At 58.5% G+C, this 17,280-nt stretch carries 17 protein-coding genes, 1 pseudogene and 1 other annotated feature; of the genes and pseudogenes, 10 read left to right on the top strand and 8 right to left on the bottom strand.

What is annotated here, in order from left to right; all coding sequences use genetic code 11:
• Nucleotides 1-167 precede the first annotated feature (167 nt).
• From CHC01_RS00095 to CHC01_RS00070, 6 genes are all read left to right on the top strand, one after another.
• A complete protein-coding gene (locus tag CHC01_RS00095; protein WP_089261402.1) occupies nucleotides 168-776 on the top strand; it encodes a cysteine hydrolase family protein in 609 nt (202 codons plus the stop codon).
• 743 nt (nucleotides 777-1,519) lie between these two features.
• Complete coding sequence (locus tag CHC01_RS00090) at nucleotides 1,520-2,029, top strand: (2Fe-2S)-binding protein (protein ID WP_244558167.1); 510 nt, start codon at nucleotides 1,520-1,522, stop codon at nucleotides 2,027-2,029.
• Nucleotides 2,026-3,039 carry an FAD binding domain-containing protein gene (locus CHC01_RS00085; RefSeq protein ID WP_089261400.1) on the top strand — a complete coding sequence of 338 codons (1,014 nt, stop codon included), beginning with the start codon at nucleotides 2,026-2,028 and terminating at the stop codon, nucleotides 3,037-3,039. The genes CHC01_RS00090 and CHC01_RS00085 overlap by 4 nt, the downstream gene beginning before the upstream one ends.
• 20 nt (nucleotides 3,040-3,059) lie before the next feature.
• Nucleotides 3,060-5,315, top strand: a complete 2,256-nt coding sequence (locus tag CHC01_RS00080) for a xanthine dehydrogenase family protein molybdopterin-binding subunit (RefSeq protein WP_089261398.1) — start codon at nucleotides 3,060-3,062, stop codon at nucleotides 5,313-5,315.
• Between the two features lie 109 nt (nucleotides 5,316-5,424).
• Nucleotides 5,425-6,195: an exodeoxyribonuclease III gene (gene xth, locus CHC01_RS00075; protein WP_089261396.1), complete on the top strand. Its 771-nt coding sequence runs from the start codon at nucleotides 5,425-5,427 to the stop codon at nucleotides 6,193-6,195.
• A 435-nt stretch (nucleotides 6,196-6,630) separates the two neighbouring features.
• Nucleotides 6,631-7,584, top strand: a complete 954-nt coding sequence (locus CHC01_RS00070; RefSeq protein WP_349636600.1) for a hypothetical protein — start codon at nucleotides 6,631-6,633, stop codon at nucleotides 7,582-7,584.
• A gap of 208 nt (nucleotides 7,585-7,792) precedes the next feature.
• Here CHC01_RS00070 and CHC01_RS00065 read toward each other — a convergent pair whose 3' ends face one another.
• Together CHC01_RS00065 and CHC01_RS00060 are read right to left on the bottom strand one after the other, a co-directional pair.
• The gene (locus CHC01_RS00065) at nucleotides 7,793-9,283 is read right to left on the bottom strand and encodes a SulP family inorganic anion transporter (protein ID WP_089261392.1); all 1,491 of its coding nucleotides are present in this window, start codon (nucleotides 9,281-9,283) and stop codon (nucleotides 7,793-7,795) included.
• A 68-nt stretch (nucleotides 9,284-9,351) separates the two neighbouring features.
• Nucleotides 9,352-9,407: a sequence feature (sul1 is cis-regulatory element that is thought to sense ions involved in sulfur or methionine metabolism; They are found in Alphaproteobacteria), on the bottom strand.
• A 282-nt stretch (nucleotides 9,408-9,689) separates the two neighbouring features.
• A complete protein-coding gene (locus CHC01_RS00060; protein WP_089261390.1) occupies nucleotides 9,690-9,926 on the bottom strand; it encodes a YidH family protein in 237 nt (78 codons plus the stop codon).
• A 150-nt stretch (nucleotides 9,927-10,076) separates the two neighbouring features.
• Here CHC01_RS00060 and CHC01_RS00055 point away from each other — a divergent pair, with 150 nt between their 5' ends.
• From CHC01_RS00055 to CHC01_RS00050, 3 genes are all read left to right on the top strand, one after another.
• Nucleotides 10,077-10,328 (top strand): hypothetical protein, encoded by a 252-nt coding sequence (locus CHC01_RS00055; protein WP_089261388.1) that lies wholly within the window; start codon nucleotides 10,077-10,079, stop codon nucleotides 10,326-10,328.
• Between the two features lie 15 nt (nucleotides 10,329-10,343).
• Nucleotides 10,344-10,505: a hypothetical protein gene (locus CHC01_RS32170; protein ID WP_176454453.1), complete on the top strand. Its 162-nt coding sequence runs from the start codon at nucleotides 10,344-10,346 to the stop codon at nucleotides 10,503-10,505.
• Nucleotides 10,506-11,156: 651 nt separating this feature from the next.
• Entirely contained in the window at nucleotides 11,157-11,360 is a 204-nt protein-coding gene (locus CHC01_RS00050; protein WP_068738686.1) for a CsbD family protein, read from the top strand.
• Between the two features lie 140 nt (nucleotides 11,361-11,500).
• Here the strand turns inward: CHC01_RS00050 and CHC01_RS00045 are convergent, their stop codons facing one another.
• The 4 genes and pseudogenes from CHC01_RS00045 to CHC01_RS00020 form a co-directional block, all read right to left on the bottom strand.
• Nucleotides 11,501-12,037: a DUF4142 domain-containing protein gene (locus CHC01_RS00045; protein ID WP_089261386.1), complete on the bottom strand. Its 537-nt coding sequence runs from the start codon at nucleotides 12,035-12,037 to the stop codon at nucleotides 11,501-11,503.
• A 279-nt stretch (nucleotides 12,038-12,316) separates the two neighbouring features.
• Nucleotides 12,317-13,486 (bottom strand): annotated as a pseudogene (gene katE / locus CHC01_RS00035) (catalase); the annotation flags it as partial.
• A gap of 425 nt (nucleotides 13,487-13,911) precedes the next feature.
• Nucleotides 13,912-14,637 carry a Crp/Fnr family transcriptional regulator gene (locus CHC01_RS00030; RefSeq protein WP_089261382.1) on the bottom strand — a complete coding sequence of 242 codons (726 nt, stop codon included), beginning with the start codon at nucleotides 14,635-14,637 and terminating at the stop codon, nucleotides 13,912-13,914.
• A 1,198-nt stretch (nucleotides 14,638-15,835) separates the two neighbouring features.
• A complete protein-coding gene (locus tag CHC01_RS00020; RefSeq protein ID WP_089261378.1) occupies nucleotides 15,836-16,045 on the bottom strand; it encodes a hypothetical protein in 210 nt (69 codons plus the stop codon).
• A gap of 85 nt (nucleotides 16,046-16,130) precedes the next feature.
• Between CHC01_RS00020 and CHC01_RS32165 the strand changes: the two genes are divergently transcribed.
• Entirely contained in the window at nucleotides 16,131-16,298 is a 168-nt protein-coding gene (locus tag CHC01_RS32165) for a hypothetical protein (protein WP_210421645.1), read from the top strand.
• 26 nt (nucleotides 16,299-16,324) lie between these two features.
• On the opposite strand, the gene CHC01_RS00010 is transcribed toward CHC01_RS32165, so the two are convergent.
• Together CHC01_RS00010 and CHC01_RS00005 are read right to left on the bottom strand one after the other, a co-directional pair.
• Nucleotides 16,325-16,588, bottom strand: coding sequence for a PepSY domain-containing protein (locus tag CHC01_RS00010; RefSeq protein WP_068738676.1), 264 nt, complete (start codon nucleotides 16,586-16,588; stop codon nucleotides 16,325-16,327).
• Between the two features lie 67 nt (nucleotides 16,589-16,655).
• A complete protein-coding gene (locus CHC01_RS00005) occupies nucleotides 16,656-16,835 on the bottom strand; it encodes a hypothetical protein (RefSeq protein ID WP_068738675.1) in 180 nt (59 codons plus the stop codon).
• Nucleotides 16,836-17,280 lie beyond the last annotated feature (445 nt).

Raw genomic sequence — 17,280 nt, 5'->3', positions numbered from 1 at the left:
TGGAGCGGCTCTGGGAAGCATGGGCCTGGTTGCGTTCGCTCTCACGGTCTTCCTGGTAAATGCCGCGGCTCCCTGGAGCAGCCTGGCGCTGGCATCTCTTGCGTGGGCGGCGACCGCAGGTTCTTGCTGGTGGACTTACAAGAGACTTCGCAGGACGTGGACTTGAGATGGGCGAGCTCCGGTCAAGAATAGACACCAATCGGGCAGTGCACCTGTGTCTGGACATGCAGAAGCTGTTCGGTCCCGAAGGGCCTTGGCCGACACCTTGGCTCGAACGTGTCATGTCGGCGGTGGAAAGCCTCGTCGAACGTGACCCCACACGGACTGTCTTTACCCGCTTTATTCCCCCGGTGTCGCCCGAGCATGCAAATGGGATGTGGCAGAGCTACTTCCGAAAGTGGCGGTTGGTCACCCGTGACCATCTGGACCCCAATCTCCTTGAGCTTATGCCGCCTTTGCAGCGACATGTCCCACCGGCGATTGTCTGCGACAAGCCTGCCTATTCTGCGTTCTCGAACGGAAGGCTTCACGATATTCTGCAAGACGGTAACGTCAATACCTTGATTGTGAGCGGCGCGGAGACGGACGTCTGCGTTCTCTCAACCGTCCTGAGTGCTGTTGATCTGGGCTACCGCATCATCGTTGCCCAAGATGCGATATGCAGTTCAGCCGACGAAACCCACGATGCATTGCTTGGCTTATACGCCCGGCGTTTCGACCTACAGATCGAACTGGCAGATTGTGCCGAGATCCTTGAAAGATGGTCGCAGGCTTGAATGCCATAGGGCTAGCGCTGGGCAGGCAAAGTGCTTGGCGCGCGCCAACGGCGTGGGCGACCAAGACCCATAAGAGGAGACCCCGATGATCGTCGGGGTCTCCTTCTGGCTGGCATCACGCGCTAGTTACCGCCGCCGGCACCACCACCACCAGCACCGCCGCCCGAAGTGCGACCTTCGGCAGAGCTGTTAGACCCGGTCGTTCCGGTCGCTGCGTTCGATCCACTAAGGGAGCTCGCATTGTTGCCAGTCTGCGATCCCGCAGCGTGCGGCGCTGCGTGTGGAGTGCTCGATGTCGGACGATCGACTGCCGTGCCTGTGCTGGTAGTTCCGGGCTGTGTAACACCATTGCCTGCGGAATTGACTTGAGGCGCGCTCGGATTTGCACCGCTCTGTGCGAATGCAGCAGGAGCAATCATCAGTGCTGCTGCCGTAACTGCTATCAACCTCTTCTTCATATTGTCCTCGTTCGTTTTCATGCCCCGAGCTGGATGAATTAACTTGCTCGTTTGTTGTTCCTGGCGACAAAAAAGCGTAACGGCGGAACTGCAATGGCGCCTCCTACTCCCTTGCCCCAGTCGGTTCCCGGGCAAAATCGTTGGCGGCGCCCGATGGCATGCCGGAGACGCCAAAATCGGGAACGCTTCAATCTCCGATATGGGCAAGCCCATCCTGAAGGTCGAAGATAGCGGAACATCCTACGATTAGAATGGTTCTGGTGGCGAACGTATAGCGAGGCGCCCGTGAACCAGATCCCACATCACCCACAGATCCCGATTTCCCTCACGATCAACGGAACGTTGCACGAACTGAAAGTGGGGCCATGGGTGACGCTTCTAGACCTGCTGCGTGAGCACCTCTCGCTCACCGGAACTAAGAAGGGATGCGATCAGGGACAATGCGGCGCCTGTACCGTGCTCGTCGATGGCAAACGCATCAATTCGTGCCTGGCGCTCGCGGTGTCGCGCGACGGTGCCGAGATCACCACTGTCGAAGGGCTGGCTGAAAACGGCGAACTGCATCCGCTGCAGGTGGCCTTCATCGAGCGCGACGCGTTTCAATGCGGCTACTGCACGCCTGGCCAGATCTGCTCAGCGGCGGGTCTGCTGGCGGAAGGCCACACCCATAGCCGGGCCGAGATACGCGAGCATATGAGCGGTAACCTGTGCCGCTGCGGCGCTTATACCAATATCGCCGCCGCGGTCGAGGACGTGCTGATGCCGCGCATCGCGGCGAAGGAGGCTGCCGAATGAACCGGTTCGAGTATATCCGCCCGGCCACAGTTGCGGATGCCATTGCGGCGCTGAATGAACCTGCCGCGCGCGCGCTGGCGGGTGGCACCAATCTCGTTGACCTGATGAAATACGATGTGGCGCAGCCGTCGCGGCTGGTCGACATCAACCGGCTTCCGCTCAAATCGATCGAAATCACTTCCGACAGAGCGCTGCGCATCGGCGCGCTGGTCACCAATACCGATCTGGCGTGGCATCCAGACGTTCGGGAAAAGTGGCCAATGCTATCGAGCGCCATTCTTGCCGGTGCGTCGCCCCAGTTGCGGAACGCGGCCACAACCGGAGGAAATCTAATGCAGCGAACGCGCTGCTATTATTTTTATGATCCGTCGACAGCTTGCAACAAGCGACAGCCCGGAAATGGCTGCTCCGCCATTGGAGGCGTCAATCGTATTCACGCCATTCTCGGTGCCAGCGACAGCTGCATTGCGGTCCATCCGTCGGACATGTGCGTCGCGATGGCTGCACTCGATGCATCCGTCGAAGTCGCGGGGCCGGAAGGCAAGCGATCGATTCCGATGTCTGGTTTCCACCGCCTCCCCGGCGGGGAGCCGGAACTCGATAACACGCTGAAGGTCGGCGAGCTCATTACGTCGATCACCATCCCCGAGCCCGACTTCGGTGCCCATCACACCTATCTCAAGATCCGGGACCGGCTGTCCTATGCCTTCGCACTGATCTCCGTCGCCGCCGCGCTGCGCGTGGAGGAGGGCATCATCCAGGATGTCCGGATCGCGCTCGGCGGCGTCGCGCATAAGCCATGGCGGGATTTTGACGCAGAAAGATCGCTGAAAGGCGAGCGGGTCGAGACCCAGAGCTTTGCGCAAGTCGCCGATTTCATCCTTCGTGATGCGAAAGGGCAGGGCGACAACGACTTCAAAATCAAGCTTGCTCGCCGCGCCATCGTTCGCGCGCTGGAGCAGGCGGCTGCGGGCACGCCGCAGGACCAGGCCGACAAATCGATTCACTAGAAAGTTAACGGGAACATCGCATGTCAGTTGGTGAAATCGCGCATATCGGACGTTCGACCAGCCGGGTCGACGGTAGGCTGAAGGTGACCGGCCAAGCGCATTACGCGGCAGAGTATCCTGCTGACGATCTGCTTTATGGCTACATCGTCGGCAGCACGATCGCTACCGGGCGAATTGCGTCAATGGACCTCGATGCAGCCAGGCGGTTTCCAGGCGTCGTCGAAATCTTCACGCACGAAAATCGCGGCAAGGCGGCATGGCTTGATCGTAGCTGGCGGGACGAAGTCGCGCCTCCTGGCCATCCGTTCCGGCCGTTGCATTCGGACCGCATCCTGTTCGACGGTCAGCCGGTCGCGCTGATTGTCGCCGAAACGTTCGAGGCCGCGCGCGATGCGGCCTCCCTGGTTCGCATTGCCTATGATGTCGATGCGCATTGTACCGAGCTTGATGCGAAGCGGGCAGAGGCCTATGTGCCTCCGAAGAAGCGTAGTGGTATTCCGCCGCCGCCGGACCCGCGCGGCGACGCCGAGCAGGCGTTTCAAGATGCACCCGTCAAGATCAGCCGCGATTACCGGGTCAATGCCGAGCACCACAATCCGATGGAGTTGTTCGCCACCACCTGCGTGTTCGAGGGCGACGGCAAGCTGACGATCTATGACAAAACGCAAGGCTCGCAGAATGCGCAGGGCTATGTCACCTCAGTGTTCGGCCTGCGCAGCAAGGATGTCCGCCTGATCAATCATTATGTGGGCGGCGCCTTCGGCGCCGGCTTGCGGCCGCAGCACCAATTGTTCTTCGCCGTCATGGCCAGTCTCGAACTCGAACGCTCGGTGCGGGTGTCGCTGACGCGTGCGCAGATGTTTCATATCGGCTATCGGCCGGACAATTACCACACTGTATCGCTCGCCGCGGACCGCGATGGGCGGCTGCAGTCGATCATGCACGATGCCGTTGCCTCGACCTCCCATTACGAGGATTATCAGGAGGCCGTCGTCAATTGGTCGGGCATGATGTATCACTGCGACAACGTCAAGCTGACCTATCAGCTTGCCAAGCTCGATACGGCCACGCCGTGTGACATGCGCGCACCCGGCGCAGCCATCGGCGTGACAGCGCTCGAATGCGCGCTCGATGAACTTTCATACGAACTTGGTATCGATCCGCTCGAAATTCGTCGGATCAATTTCGCCTCGAAGGACGAAAACACCAACAAGCAGTTCACATCCAAGGCACTTCTGGAATGCTACAGCGAGGGTGCAGCGGCATTTGGATGGGAAAATCGATACCCCAAGCCGCGTGCCATGAAGGAGGGTCGCGAGCTGATTGGATGGGGCGTCTCAACGGGAATGTGGGACGCCTTCCTGCAAAAGGCCCAGGCCACTGCGACTCTCAAGGTGGATGGGACGCTCGAGGTGGCAACGGCGGCGTCCGATATTGGCACAGGGACTTGGACAATCCTGACGCAGATCGGCGCCGAAGCGTTCGGATTACCGCTCGAAGACGTTCAGGCCAGGATCGGCGATTCTACCCTGCCGATGTCGCCGGTCGAAGGAGGTTCGTGGACCGCAGCGTCAAACGGCTCGGCGGTTCAGGCCGCATGTGATGCGGTCAAGCATTCTCTGTTCAAGCAAGCCAGGAAGATGGCCAACTCGCCGCTTGCGGATGCAAGTTTCGAAGACGTCGAGGTTCGGGATCGACGCATCTTCCGGAAGGATGATCCGGCGCGCGGGCTTTCCGTGTTCGAAGTCATGCACGCCGCCGAGCTCACGGAAATCACCGAGCAGGGCAAAGTCAGCCCGAACTTACGGCAGATGCTGAAATATATAAGCTACACGCATTCCGCCGTGTTCGCGGAAGTGCGTGTAGATGAAGATCTGGGTGTCGTTCGCGTGACGCGTGTCGTCTGCGCGGCGGCGGCGGGTAAAATCCTCAATCCGAAGACGGCCCGCAGCCAGATCCTAGGCGGCGTGGTGATGGGAATCGGTATGGCGCTTCATGAGGAAGCCATGAGAGATCATCGCCTCGGCAAGATTATGAATGCCAATCTCGGCGAATATCACTTTCCGGCCCATGCCGACATCGAGGATATTGAAGTGATCTTCGTCGATGAAAAGGACGACAAGGTTAGCCCGCTTGGCGTCAAGGGCCTGGGCGAGATCGGCATCGTGGGAACCGCGTCTGCCGTCGCCAATGCGATCTTTCACGCAACTGGTGTGCGGGTGCGTGATTTCCCCATCACGATAGACAAGATTTTGAACTCGCCACGACCCTCCTGAGTTCATCTCGTACAGACCCAACGGTGGTTTACGCCGATGGAGTTCCACTGGAGCCCGGGGCCGCCGCATACTGAGCTAAATGTCCGTAGACCTCGGATCAGGAGAGCGCGTGAAGATTGCGACCTTCAACGTGAACAACATTAACAAGCGGCTGCCCAATCTGCTGGCGTGGTTGAAGTCGTCGAAGCCGGACGTGGCATGTATTCAGGAGTTGAAGGCTGCCAAGTCCGAATTCCCGGAACGTGCGCTGCGTAAGGCCGGCTATTCTGCCGAGTGGGTTGGGCAGAAGACTTGGAATGGCGTCGCAATCCTCGCTAGAAAATCCGAGATCGTGGTAACGCGCAGGCGGTTGCCTGGTGACGAGAGCGACGTCCAAAGCCGATACATCGAGGCTGCCGTCGACGGCGTCCTCGTTGGCTGCGTCTACGCACCCAATGGCAATCCGCAGCCGGGACCGAAGTTCGATTACAAGCTCGCTTGGCTGAAGCGTCTGAACGCGCACGCCGGCAAGCTGGTCAAGTCCGGTGCTCCAACCGTTATCGCCGGCGACTTCAACATCGTGCCAACGTCCTTCGACATCTACCCGACCAAGTCGTGGGACAAGGATGCGCTCGTGCAGCCCGAAAGCAGGGCGGCGTTCGGCAATCTCCTCAAGAAGGGTTGGATCGATGCGCTGCGCAAGCAGCATCCGGATGAGCCAATGTATACGTTCTGGTCGTATTGGCGGAACCGCTACGAGCGCGACGCTGGCCTTCGCATTGACCATCTGCTTCTCAGTCCTGCGCTGAGTCCGCGGCTTGAGCAGGCCGGCGTCGACCGAAAGGTGCGCGGCAAGCCAGATCCAAGCGACCATGCTCCGGCGTGGATAGTGCTGAAGTAGCGCTACTCCTTGCTTTTTGGCTTTCCGATCGACCCGGACGTCGCGGAATTCCTCGGGTCCTTTGAGCAGGCGCCGCTTACGACTAGCCTGATCGTCCGCACTTGCATCCTTGTCCGTCATCTTGTCGATCGTGCCGGCAGCTATCTCGCTGGCACGTGCTTCGTGAGCGACGTTGTTTCTGCGAGACGTTTGACGGTAAGGCCCAGTTCGGAGTGGTCCCATAGCACAAAAGGCACTCGCTTTGGGAGAGCTTGGTCCGGAGGGGGCAATCCCAATATTTCTCCACCACAATACTCGCTATCAGAATAGCGAAACACACAGATAGAACACTGCCAGCCAAGGCTCGCCCCTAGCCCAAGTCCCAGAAGGACATTTCGCGAAACATGCTTTGCGCAAAGGCGATCGTGGCAGGCAGCATTATTTTCGAGTCTTGCTTTGACCGAACTCGCTGAAGAGATGCGAATTCGCCTTCGTGGGCGGAACCATACTATTGAATGCACATTGTGTGGGCATCGGTATCTATTCCGGAGCCGCTCCAATGGGAATTTCAAAATGATTGATACTGTTGTCGTACAGCCGGCTGCCACTGGCCTGGACGAGCCTTCGGTTGCGGGTGTCTCGTGGGCTGCAGTCGCGGCCGGCGCCGTCGTGTCGCTCGCGTTGACACTCGTCCTTATCGCGTTCGGGACGGGGCTTGGTTTGTCAGTCGTGTCACCGTGGTCATCCAGCGTATCCGCTACGACTTTCAAAATCACGACGGGAATTTATCTGATCGTCATTGCCATGATCTCGTCGTCGATCGGCGGATATCTCGCCGGCCGCCTGCGGTCGCGCTGGATTGGCGTTCATTCAGATGAAGTCTATTTCCGCGACACCGCGCATGGGTTTCTGGCATGGGCGTTTGCAACGGTGCTCGGTGCAGTACTGCTCGCTTCACCGGCGACGACCGTTTTGAGCGGCGCGACGTCGGGAGTTGCTGCCGGTGCGACCGCGTCTGCGGCGCAGGCGGGGCCGGCCGAAGGCTACATCGACGCGCTATTGCGTCCATCGACACCCTCTAGCGATGGCAACAGTGCTGACGCGCGCGGTGAACTGTCCCGCATAATGGCCTCTAGCCTCCGAACCGGTGAGTTGAAGCCTGCTGATCGCGCTTACGTCCATAAAGTCGTGGCCGCTCGCACCGGTTTGAGCGAACCCGACGCGGATAAGCGCGTTACCGAAGTCATCAATGATGCCAAGGCTGCAGCCGATAATGCTCGCAAGGCTGCAATGCAGCTCGCCTTTTGGCTCACGGCTTCACTACTGATCGGCGCTTTCTCTGCCAGCTTGGCGGCGACCGAGGGTGGTGGGCTTCGAGACGGAACTTGGAAAACGCGTCGCACGCGATAAGGAGAGAACAATGCCTATTCTGCTATGGCTACTTGGAATTCCGCTTCCACTGATCATTCTGGTTCTGCTGCTTCGATGAAATCAAAGGCCCCAGCAATCGGGGCCTTTGTTCATTGCCCCTCTTGCTTAAGCACCGCCGTTATTCTTTTGGAATGGACGTGGATCATTGGGTCAGGACCGGGAGCGTCTAAAGGATCGAAAAGTGCACTCATCCAGATGATGCAGTGGTGTTTCGCACCAGCGGCGCGTGGCGATCCACTAGCACGGCGCTCGCCTGGTTCAGGCCGATTACCTCGACCGCTATACCGTGCCGCCGCATCTTGCCGACGACTTCATCGAGCGCGGCGATGGAGGTGATGTCCCAAAGGTGAGCCGCGGTCAGGTCGATGCGGACGGTGCCGACAGTGTCGCGCAGATCGAAGCGATCGGCAAAGATGTCGGCGCTAGCGAAGAAGATCTGGCCTGATACGGTGTAGATTCGGGTGTCCCCCTTAGCGTCATGGCTGACCTGCACTTCCATCAACCGTGTCACCTTGAAGGCGAAGAACACGCCGCTGAGCAGCACGCCAACGCCCACGCCTATCGCCAGATCGTGGGTCGCCACCGTCACCGCTACGGTGGCCAGCATGACGATGCCCGAGACCTTCGGATGGCGGGCAAGGTCTCGGATCGAGCCCCAGGAGAAGGTGCTGATCGAGACCATGATCATGATCGCCACGAGTGCGGCGACGGGTACCTGCGCAACCCAAGGCCGCAGTGGCACCATGACGATCAGCAGGAAGACACCGGCCACCAGCGTCGACAGCCGGCCGCGGCCGCCATAGCGCACATTGCCGACGGTCTGGCCGATCATGCCGCAGCCGGCGATGCCGCCGAACAGGCCGGCAGCCATGTTGGCGAGGCCAAGCCCGGTGCACTCGCGGGCCTTGGAGCTGGTGGTCTCCGTCAGGTCGTCGACGACGCTGGCGGTCATCATGGACTCCAGCAGCCCGACCGCTGCCATCGCCAGAGCATAGGGCGCGATGATGCTGAGCGTTGCCCATGTCAGCGGTACGCCCGGGAAGCTGAAGGTGGGCAGCGCATTCGGCAGGCGGCCGAGATCGGCGACGCTGTGGATTGGCATCGGGAAGGCGACGGCAACCACCGTCAGCAGGACGATGCAGATCAGCGGCGAGGGAATGGCGGTGGTCAGGCGTGGCACCAGATAGATGATGGCGAGGCCGAGCCCGATCATCGCATAGGTGTGCCAGGTGACGCCGAGCATCTGCGGCACCTGCGCCGAGAAAATCAGGATCGCCAGAGCATTGACGAAGCCGGTGCGCACCGAGCGCGACACGAAGCGCATTAACACGTCGAGCTTGAGCAGGCCGAACACGATCTGAAGCAGCCCGGCGAGCAGCGTGGCCGCCAGCAGGTATTTTAAGCCATGGCTGCCCACCAACGCCGCGGCGACAAGCGCAACTGATCCTGCGGCACCGGAGATCATCGCCGGGCGCCCCCCGGCGAAGGCGATGACGATGCCAATAACGAAGGACGCAAACAGTCCGACTTCGGGATCGACGCCGGCGACGAAGGAAAATGCGATGACTTCGGGGATCAAAGCAAAGGTGCCGACCATGCCGGCGAGAACATCGCGGCCAATGTTGATGGCGCCGCCAACCCACTCGAAGTGGTAGCGGGGAAAGGACGAGGATTTCATGGATAGTTTCCGCAGTGGCGCCTAACAGTGCACCGCAGGATGCGATGGACGACTGTCGGGCCGGCGTGCGTGGTCCGGCGGATCGGCGGCCGGAAGAGCCACCCGGGGTTTCACCGGGTCCAGAGCGATGACAAATTACTAGCGACATACAATAATTAAGGCAAGCGAGCGAAGATCGCGATCACACGGCGGCAACGCTTGCCTTTGGCGCTACGGGCTAAGTGTACTCTGATCAACTGCGCTGAAGCTATGCCCGATAATGTCGGGTCGATTCCTTCGTGGGCGAAACCCACGCCATCAGTTCTCCGACCGGGTCAGGCACCATAAACCGACAATGGCTGACGGCGATCAGCCTGTCCATCTCGTCGGCAACCGCTCGATAGCGTAATTTCAGCGTGCGCCAGGTTTAATCTTCATCCTTGAAAGTCGGGGGCTCATCGTACCCGCGCCGGCTACTGAAGAAGAGCAGGGCCATCAAGCCGGCGCCGACGATAATGGAAAGAACTACGCCGATCGTCAGGGCGATATAGCCGTCGCGAGGCATGGGCTCGCCGGGTACAATGAGACCCTGGTATGCGTACCAGCCAGCGGCACCGAGTATGGCCACCAATGCTCCGATTAAAGCTGTCGTGCCCGTGCGCATGCCTACCTCTAGCACGATTGAAACAACATCAGTGGCTTTGTTCTGGCAGAAGTGCTTGGCCGGTCAATTCGGGGATCCCCGATGCGGAACGAGTCAGCCAGCGCCACGTTCGACTGACAAGGGCTTCATGAACAGATTGGCTTTGGTTCAATGCAAAAGATTATAACGATCAGCGCTACGGCGCTTCTCCTCGTCGGTGCAACGATGTCGCCGGCGTCCGCCGAAAAGTCCCGCCGGCACCACACTCAGCAGGGCGTCACCTCCGGTCAAGGCATGACCACCGGTACCGGCCGCACATATACTGGCGGCAATGTCGCTCTGAAGGGGAACAGCGGCAATTCGGGGCAAGGGGACAACTCGCTGGGCAACATCAAGGGCGGCAACATCGGCGCCGGCAAGTAACATTTCGGAGGGACCATGAGCAAAGAAACTCCCAAAGATGATCCCCGTACGGAGTCAGATTGGGCTCCGACGAAACAGACCGACAAGCCCTGGCAAGGCGTGCCGGAAAAGGAACAGTTTGTTCAGGACCGAGAAAAGCCGGACCTTGAAAAGTGGAAAAGGACCGACACTCATTGACGATTGCGGCGGACTTGCATCGATCTTTTCGATGGGTCGACGATTGAGCCGTCCGAGCAATATGCTCGGGCGGCTTCTTTGCGAAAATGGTTGCGCGCCTTATGGATGGATGTCCGCTAAACGGCGGCGTCGATCCTCTCCTGTGGTCTGGCCCACGGCTCGGACACGTATCGGTGCTTCCGGCAACGGCATTCGCGACGTCTTCGGTGGGGGACCGTCATCCTCATCAAGGGATCGGAGAGCTGCGAGAATATAACCGATCCTAACAGTCTCATGGGAGCCTGGAATTTGGCGTAGCCACGGCTTCCCTTCGACAGTAAACGCATCCGATGCCCAAGCGGCTAGGATGCATCGCTTTTGCAGGGTGTCTAAGAAGGGATTCGCAAGAACCTCCGGCGGGTGCGTGAAGGTACTGGCGAGGAGAGAATTTGCGTGGATTTCATTCATCGACATGGCAGCGCTTGTCATGCTGGGCCTCCTAACTCCTTTCGTTTAAAGGCGATTATCGATGTAGATTTTCGCTGCTTTCGGTCAAGGGGTGACGCTAAAAATTTTCGGGGCGCTTCTTAGACTGCCGGGCGCGGTCTTAGTGTCGCACGGGAAACAAAGACCCGATCACGACGTTCATCCCACTAACAAGGGAGAGAAAAAATGGATTGGAACAGGGTCGAAGGAAATTGGAAACAGATGAAGGGCAAGGTCAAGGAGCAGTGGGGCAAGCTCACTGACGATGACCTCGACGTCATCAACGGAAAACGGGAGCAACTCGAGGGTCGTCTTCAAGAGCGTTATGGCTACGCCAAGGACCAGACCACGAAGGAAGTCGACGACTGGTATGGACGTCAGAGTTGGTAATCAGCACGTCTAAATGACGAAAGCCGTCCGGTGGAATGCCCGGGCGGCTCATTGTGTTGGCCGGTGGCGGCAGGCTCGTTCGAGCAGTCGGTAAAAGCCCACCGGGAGAGGCGGGCTTTTGTTCTTGATGACGATGATTGTTACCTCTTCTTACTTAGATTCTGCGCCATTTCGAGATGGTGCTGCAAGTGCGGGAGCGTTTTACCCGCCCAGTCCTTCAGCTTCGGATTCTCGCCGCCCTTGGCATAGCGCTCGAAGAGTGAGACCGCATTCTTATGTGCGTTAACCTGCATAGAATCGAAGTCGGACGAGAAATCTTCCGCCTTCACACTCTTCAGCTTATCGACCTTTTTCTGCGAAGCCTCATCCAGTCCGGCCGGAACGTCGGCCTTTATCCCACCTGCGACAAGCGCCTTGAGCTCGGTGGACGTCTTTGTATGGTCAGCGATCATCTGTGCGGAAAACGTTTTCTCCGCCGCGTTTCCACGTTCTTGGCCGATCTTGCTAGCGGCAATTTCGGTCATGTCGCTGATAGCGGCCTGTCTGACGAAATCTGCCGTGGTCGGAGCGACACCCAGGACTGAGTTAACGCCGGTCTTCTCGCCCACCGATTGAGCGAATGCGGCGGCCCCGAAAGCTATCGTCATGGCGGTGGCTACCATTGCAATTCTGATCATGTCGATTCCTAACATTATCTGGCGCGGGATCGCGCTCGCTGGAACGTGCAATGCCGAATTGAGGAACGAGTTCCACGTCCATATTGTTATGGGAGTTCTTGCGCTATTGGAGATCACCGCAAAGGCGACCTCGCTCGTTCCAATCAGCTCACATGACGCCACTTCTGAGCGCCAACTCTCGCGCGTCCTTCTACGACTTTGATTGACGAGACTGACCGCGTCGCATCGAGAGCGGAGGTGGGAACTCCGCTCCGCAATTGCGATCTTGAAGGTGCCAAACTAACCCATCTTAACCTTAGCTTCGCGCTCCCAAAATCTAAGTTCAGTCAATCGCCCCACGAACGTTGCGATGTCCTTCTTGGTAGCCAACGGGATCACGCCATCGTCAAGCGCGTCCGCAATCCCAGCTTTGGCGAACAGGGGTATTGCGGCTTCGACATAGGCGATGAACTTGCAGTGCGAGAAAGCATCGGCAAGGAAATCGCGCGCCGTCGACTCCTGGAGCAGATCCGCCATTCCCGCAGCGCCCGGCAGCAGCGCGACTGCATCGTAAAGCACCGATGGGCCGCCATCTATCATCTCATCCGCTTCGACGAGGCTGCCGTCGTTAGCCTTCGCGCCCGTTACCTTTGGGGCCACAACTTCGCACACGGCCCCTTCCTTCACGATCGCCGCTTTCAGAGCGGCCAGCAGGTTGGCATCGACGCCGTCGGTGACCAGGATGCCGAGCTTGCGCCCCTCGAACCGCTGCGGCCCGTTTCTGACGATGCTGAGGGCAGGCGATACATCGAGGTCCTGCCTTGTCGGTGCGGCCGCGTCGGCCGGCTTCGGCATCTTCGCTAGACCGAGTTTTTGTCCAACTTTGCCGGCCAGGTCGGTGTCGATGTTGAGGAGATGTGCCACTACGCGCTCGCGGATCTCCGGGAGCTTCACCTTACTGAGTTCGAATGTGAGCGCGGCAGCGATATGCTGCTGTTCGCCAACTGTCTGACTGACGAAGAACTGCCGTGCCTGGCTATAGTGATCGGCGAAGCTTTCTGGCCGCAATCTAGCCTTCTGACCTTCCTCCGCTTCGGCGAAGCTCCTAAAGCCCTTTGCAATCGATTCCCGCGGCCCGATCCCGTGGGAATTGGGTTGATAGTTCGCCCGGCCGACCGGATTGCGCATCGCCATGTGGCCGTCTTGCTGGAAATGGGCGAAGGGGCACTTCGGCGCGTTGATCGGAATATGGGTAAAGTTCGGGCTTCCGAGGCGCTTTAGTTGGGTATCAAGGTAAGAGAAATTGCGGCCTTGCAGGAGGGGATCATTGGAGAAGTCGATGCCCGGCGGGACATTTTGCGTCATGAAGGCGACTTGCTCGGTCTCCGCGAAGAAATTGTCGGGCATGCGGTCCAGAACGAGGCGCCCGACTGGGATCGGCGCCAAGATCTCCTCCGGAATAATCTTCGATGTGGAGGAAGATGTTTGCGTCGCGGGCAATTTGAGCGCGCTTGTTATTCTAGCGCCCTCAATCTCCCGACGTCGGTCGGGACGGGAACAGCTGGGCAAAAAAACAGTACTGCCGAAAATGGCACTGTGAAGGGCGGCATCAACTATCACTTCAATTGGGACGGCCAAAACTTGTAAATCCGAACACTGAATTCAGAAGACCGGGGCCCGGCGAACGCCGGGCCTTTTCCCTGCCTACGCATAATCTCCGCCAGCGCCGGGAAGGCGTTACCGGGATTCGGTCAGAGACTAGAGTCGGCCAGGCCGCGACGACCGCCGAGATGCTAAGAACCGTGATTGAGTTGTGCAGCCTCTCTGCAAACTCGACAGCGGTCTTGAGATTGGCATAGGTGCCGCCATTGTGCTGTTCGTTGACATTGCCGATGTCAGAACGGCTGTCGGCGCAGATGCAAGTAGCGAGGATTGAACTCACCGCAGTCCGCCAGACCCGCCCAATTTTTGATGGTGAGAGATCCGCTCTTGAAGTCAGCAAGGTCGCTGTCTCGGAGGTTCGCCAATGCGCGGTTCACGGTAGCTAGCGATAGCCCAAGCGCCTCTCCAAGCTGATTGAGACCTATCGGCAGAACACAAGTATCCCCGCGGGCCAGGCCGGAAGCCCGCGACCTGTAGAAGAGTTCGCAGAAAAGGTGGGCCATGCGGGCAGGGGCGGACCGGGCGCTACTGTTCGTGATCGCTTCACGGAAGATGGCTGCGTCGACCAGGGTTTCACGCCAGATTGCAGCGCCAACCTTTGGTCTACTATCGAATAATTTAATCAAGTCCCGATGCGGGACCGAGGCGACGACGGCCTTGCCGATCGCGCAGACGGCATGATCCATCACGTCGATGAAAAGACACTGTGAATCCGGCATGTCGCCAGCGAGATGAAAGGACAAATACTGTCGCGCGCCATTCGGCAGGAGATGATAGCGAGCCAGCATCCCTTCGACGACGATTGCGGACACTTTGGGTCGATCGCCCTGCCGAATGAAGTCCTCATGACTATCCAATTCGCGGACAGAGCACGGCAGCCGGCGGATCTCCAAAAGGTCCTCTTGGCTCAGGGACGAATGTTCCTTCAGTTTTTTTATAAGGACGGCTAGAGGGTCGATTGTAGCCTCCCACGTCGCCGAACCTGTTCGGCTGCGCTCAGCATCTTAGTTATCTTGACGGTGGCTTCAACTCGCTCGAAATCCAACCCTTGCTGCGCTCCATCGGATCGACCTCGCACTTTGTGCATCTGAGCTCGGAATCTCCCTTTTCAAATGAAGTTATCTTGCGATTGCACTTCGGGCACTTCGGCGCTGCGGACCCAATAACTGTCATTGGGTTTGCTCGCGAGCGCTGATCTCGCGCCGAACCTCTCGAACACTTGCGAAATGCAGGCCAAGCTCACGAGCACGCTTTTTGACGGAAGCCATTGGTCGCTTCATAGCCGCGCATGCTCGTAGAAGCGTAGCCCCCTCTGCATGCAACTGTTTGAGCTTCTCCAAGTCCGCATCTTGCCATGCGCGGGTTATCAGCTGACGCTCATTCATGTCGGTTCCTCCAACGGTTCCTCGGGAGGGAACCACAAGCCAGGAGGCGACGTCGTCTCATTTGAGACGAATTACTGGAGAGCGGATCTCGATGTTGGTGCACCTTTCGCCCGTTTTGCCACCCGGATCCTTGACACCCGCGGCGTCGTCTCCACGATGCTGGCGATGTAATTGCGCCTGGTGCCTTCCGTGTCAGACTTCTGCATGTGATCGGTGGCGTCTTCGACCGAGGCTCAAGTTGAGGCTGCGTTGTCCAGAACCATAGACTATCAGCAGAAGCTTGCGATCGAAGAGTGACGTCCTTGGGAGCTAGGCAGGGCGCGTCGGGCCTGACCGGCTCATCGACACTGGAGGATGCTGTCCGGTTGCTCGAACAGCAACGTTAAGGAACATCGTTATTTAAAGGCCCGGCGAGTGGGTCGCTCCACCGCCGTGCCGACCGAAGCGAGGCTTCTGGGGTCAAGATTCGGTCGCTGTCATCCTGCGTTAACTCCGACCGTAAATCCATCAGCCGTTTGAGGCAACTCGCTCAATCCTGTTCTCGAAAAGTGAACGTGGAACAACTTTGGAGCGAAGTGCCGTCGCCAACATCTTGCAGACGCACATCGGTTCGCCTTTGACGGTAGTGCACCTGCATGTGTCGCCGTATGCAAATTTTATCAATCTGTCGATGTCCTGATCTGCAATCGCTGTTTCGATCTGATCGTCATAAGTCAAAAACGTGCTCCTCGCGGTATGATCAATCCGGATACGGCACGGGCGCAAGAAAGTTTCAGTTCTTTTCTGGATCGGGCTTGGTCTTGTTGCGCGGCAGATCAGTTTTCGGCGAAGCCTCGCCATCGAGCCAGTCCTCTTCTTCGGCCAATGCGAGCCATGCCGTTTCCATGCGCTTGAACCGATTCCTGGCCGGCTCGTTGTCGGCTGCCGCAGCCATCTCGGCGCAGTTGTGTGCGTTCGCGCGGTAAGTGTCGGACTGTTTCATCCCGGAAGCCTACGCTGTCCGGAGGGCGTGCGATAGGACCGCCCAGCAGGTGGAACTACTTCCCGGCTTGCGGCATAACTTCCGTATGAAACCAACCAAGTCGCTCAGGAAGCAGGCTGGGAAAGCCGAGGCCGCCGCTCATCGCACGGAAGACACCGAGCATGCTGAGCGGATGCACAACCTGGCTGAGGCATTCCGCGCGCAAGCCGAGGCTCTGAAAGCTGAAAAGAAAAAAGGGAAGGTGAGGAAGTAGCTCCCCTTCACCGCAGACCGCGAAGGCTAGTCATCAAGCTTCTCAGAGACGATCACGCCAGTCTTCGGATCTGCGTGAAAGTCCATCCTTCGACCATTCTTGATGCCCTCACCTTCCCATCGGCCATCATCAGCCTCGAGCTTGGTAACCTGCGAGTAGCCGGACTGCAGGACTTTCGCCTTTACTTGCTCCATGGGCATCCAATCCGGTCCAGGCTGATCAGCTCGCGCCATAGTCGATGCGCCGATTAGTATGACTCCACAGAGAACAACTGCAGCAAGCCTGTTCATCGCAACCTCCCTTGTTCTGTGTGAGCCAAATCAGAACACCGGAAGATCGTCCTTCGGTAGGAAGGCTTCACTGGATCTTCCGATTTCCGGCCTCCGTCAGTTTGACCTGGTCGTCCACGATTTCGACGAGGCCCATCTCCAGGAGTTCGCTGAGTTGGTCTTCCGTGATCGGGGACAGCTTCAGCCGGCCGCCACCGATATCGCGGAGCGTCCAGTGGAGCTCGAAATCATCTCTCCAGTATTTCATCTAGTTGAGCCGTTGCCGGCAGAGGTTGAAAAACTAAAAGGCCGACGGATCGTCCGCGGGGGCTTTCACTATCTAATGTCGAAAGCCAACGTAGAGACCAATCATGGTAATGGCCGATACTAAGATGAAGCAAAAAAGCCCCCACGCAATAATAGTGGCTTCATCTGGGGTATTCCGATTCGTCTTCTGAAGAACGTTCAATGGTCTCTCCCTGTGATCTCTATCGTCGGCGCTCGCATCTCGAGGCGAACTTGTGCAAAGCGTAGCGACGGTAGATCGCAGGGTCCAGAATGAATTGATGGTGCGCTGCAGCGTGGCGCGTAATCAATGGGCTGCCAGGTCGGTAGGTGCCGCAAGCACCGCAGGCTCCATTGAAGGAACCAAAACACCGAACACGCGATATAGGAGAAAACAAGGGAGGTCGTCATGTTGATGGAAGATGGAA

Source organism: Tardiphaga sp. OK246 (genome assembly GCF_900188215.1).
Lineage (GTDB): Bacteria > Pseudomonadota > Alphaproteobacteria > Rhizobiales > Xanthobacteraceae > Tardiphaga > Tardiphaga robiniae.
The sequence above is the reverse complement of the archived record's forward strand: the minus strand, read 5'-3'. Positions and strand labels throughout refer to the sequence as shown.

What these genes read in the sequence shown, in the direction of transcription:
- CHC01_RS00080 (WP_089261398.1), top strand. Translation starts at nt 3,060, where the DNA reads ATGTCAGTTGGTGAAATCGCGCATATCGGACGTTCGACCAGCCGGGTC.
- CHC01_RS00020 (WP_089261378.1), bottom strand. Translation starts at nt 16,045, where the DNA reads ATGAAACAGTCCGACACTTACCGCGCGAACGCACACAACTGCGCCGAG.
- CHC01_RS00055 (WP_089261388.1), top strand. Translation starts at nt 10,077, where the DNA reads ATGCAAAAGATTATAACGATCAGCGCTACGGCGCTTCTCCTCGTCGGT.
- CHC01_RS00060 (WP_089261390.1), bottom strand. Translation starts at nt 9,926, where the DNA reads ATGCGCACGGGCACGACAGCTTTAATCGGAGCATTGGTGGCCATACTC.
- CHC01_RS00095 (WP_089261402.1), top strand. Translation starts at nt 168, where the DNA reads ATGGGCGAGCTCCGGTCAAGAATAGACACCAATCGGGCAGTGCACCTG.
- CHC01_RS00065 (WP_089261392.1), bottom strand. Translation starts at nt 9,283, where the DNA reads ATGAAATCCTCGTCCTTTCCCCGCTACCACTTCGAGTGGGTTGGCGGC.
- CHC01_RS00050 (WP_068738686.1), top strand. Translation starts at nt 11,157, where the DNA reads ATGGATTGGAACAGGGTCGAAGGAAATTGGAAACAGATGAAGGGCAAG.
- CHC01_RS32165 (WP_210421645.1), top strand. Translation starts at nt 16,131, where the DNA reads ATGAAACCAACCAAGTCGCTCAGGAAGCAGGCTGGGAAAGCCGAGGCC.
- CHC01_RS00085 (WP_089261400.1), top strand. Translation starts at nt 2,026, where the DNA reads ATGAACCGGTTCGAGTATATCCGCCCGGCCACAGTTGCGGATGCCATT.
- CHC01_RS00010 (WP_068738676.1), bottom strand. Translation starts at nt 16,588, where the DNA reads ATGAACAGGCTTGCTGCAGTTGTTCTCTGTGGAGTCATACTAATCGGC.
- CHC01_RS00045 (WP_089261386.1), bottom strand. Translation starts at nt 12,037, where the DNA reads ATGATCAGAATTGCAATGGTAGCCACCGCCATGACGATAGCTTTCGGG.
- CHC01_RS32170 (WP_176454453.1), top strand. Translation starts at nt 10,344, where the DNA reads ATGAGCAAAGAAACTCCCAAAGATGATCCCCGTACGGAGTCAGATTGG.
- CHC01_RS00005 (WP_068738675.1), bottom strand. Translation starts at nt 16,835, where the DNA reads ATGAAATACTGGAGAGATGATTTCGAGCTCCACTGGACGCTCCGCGAT.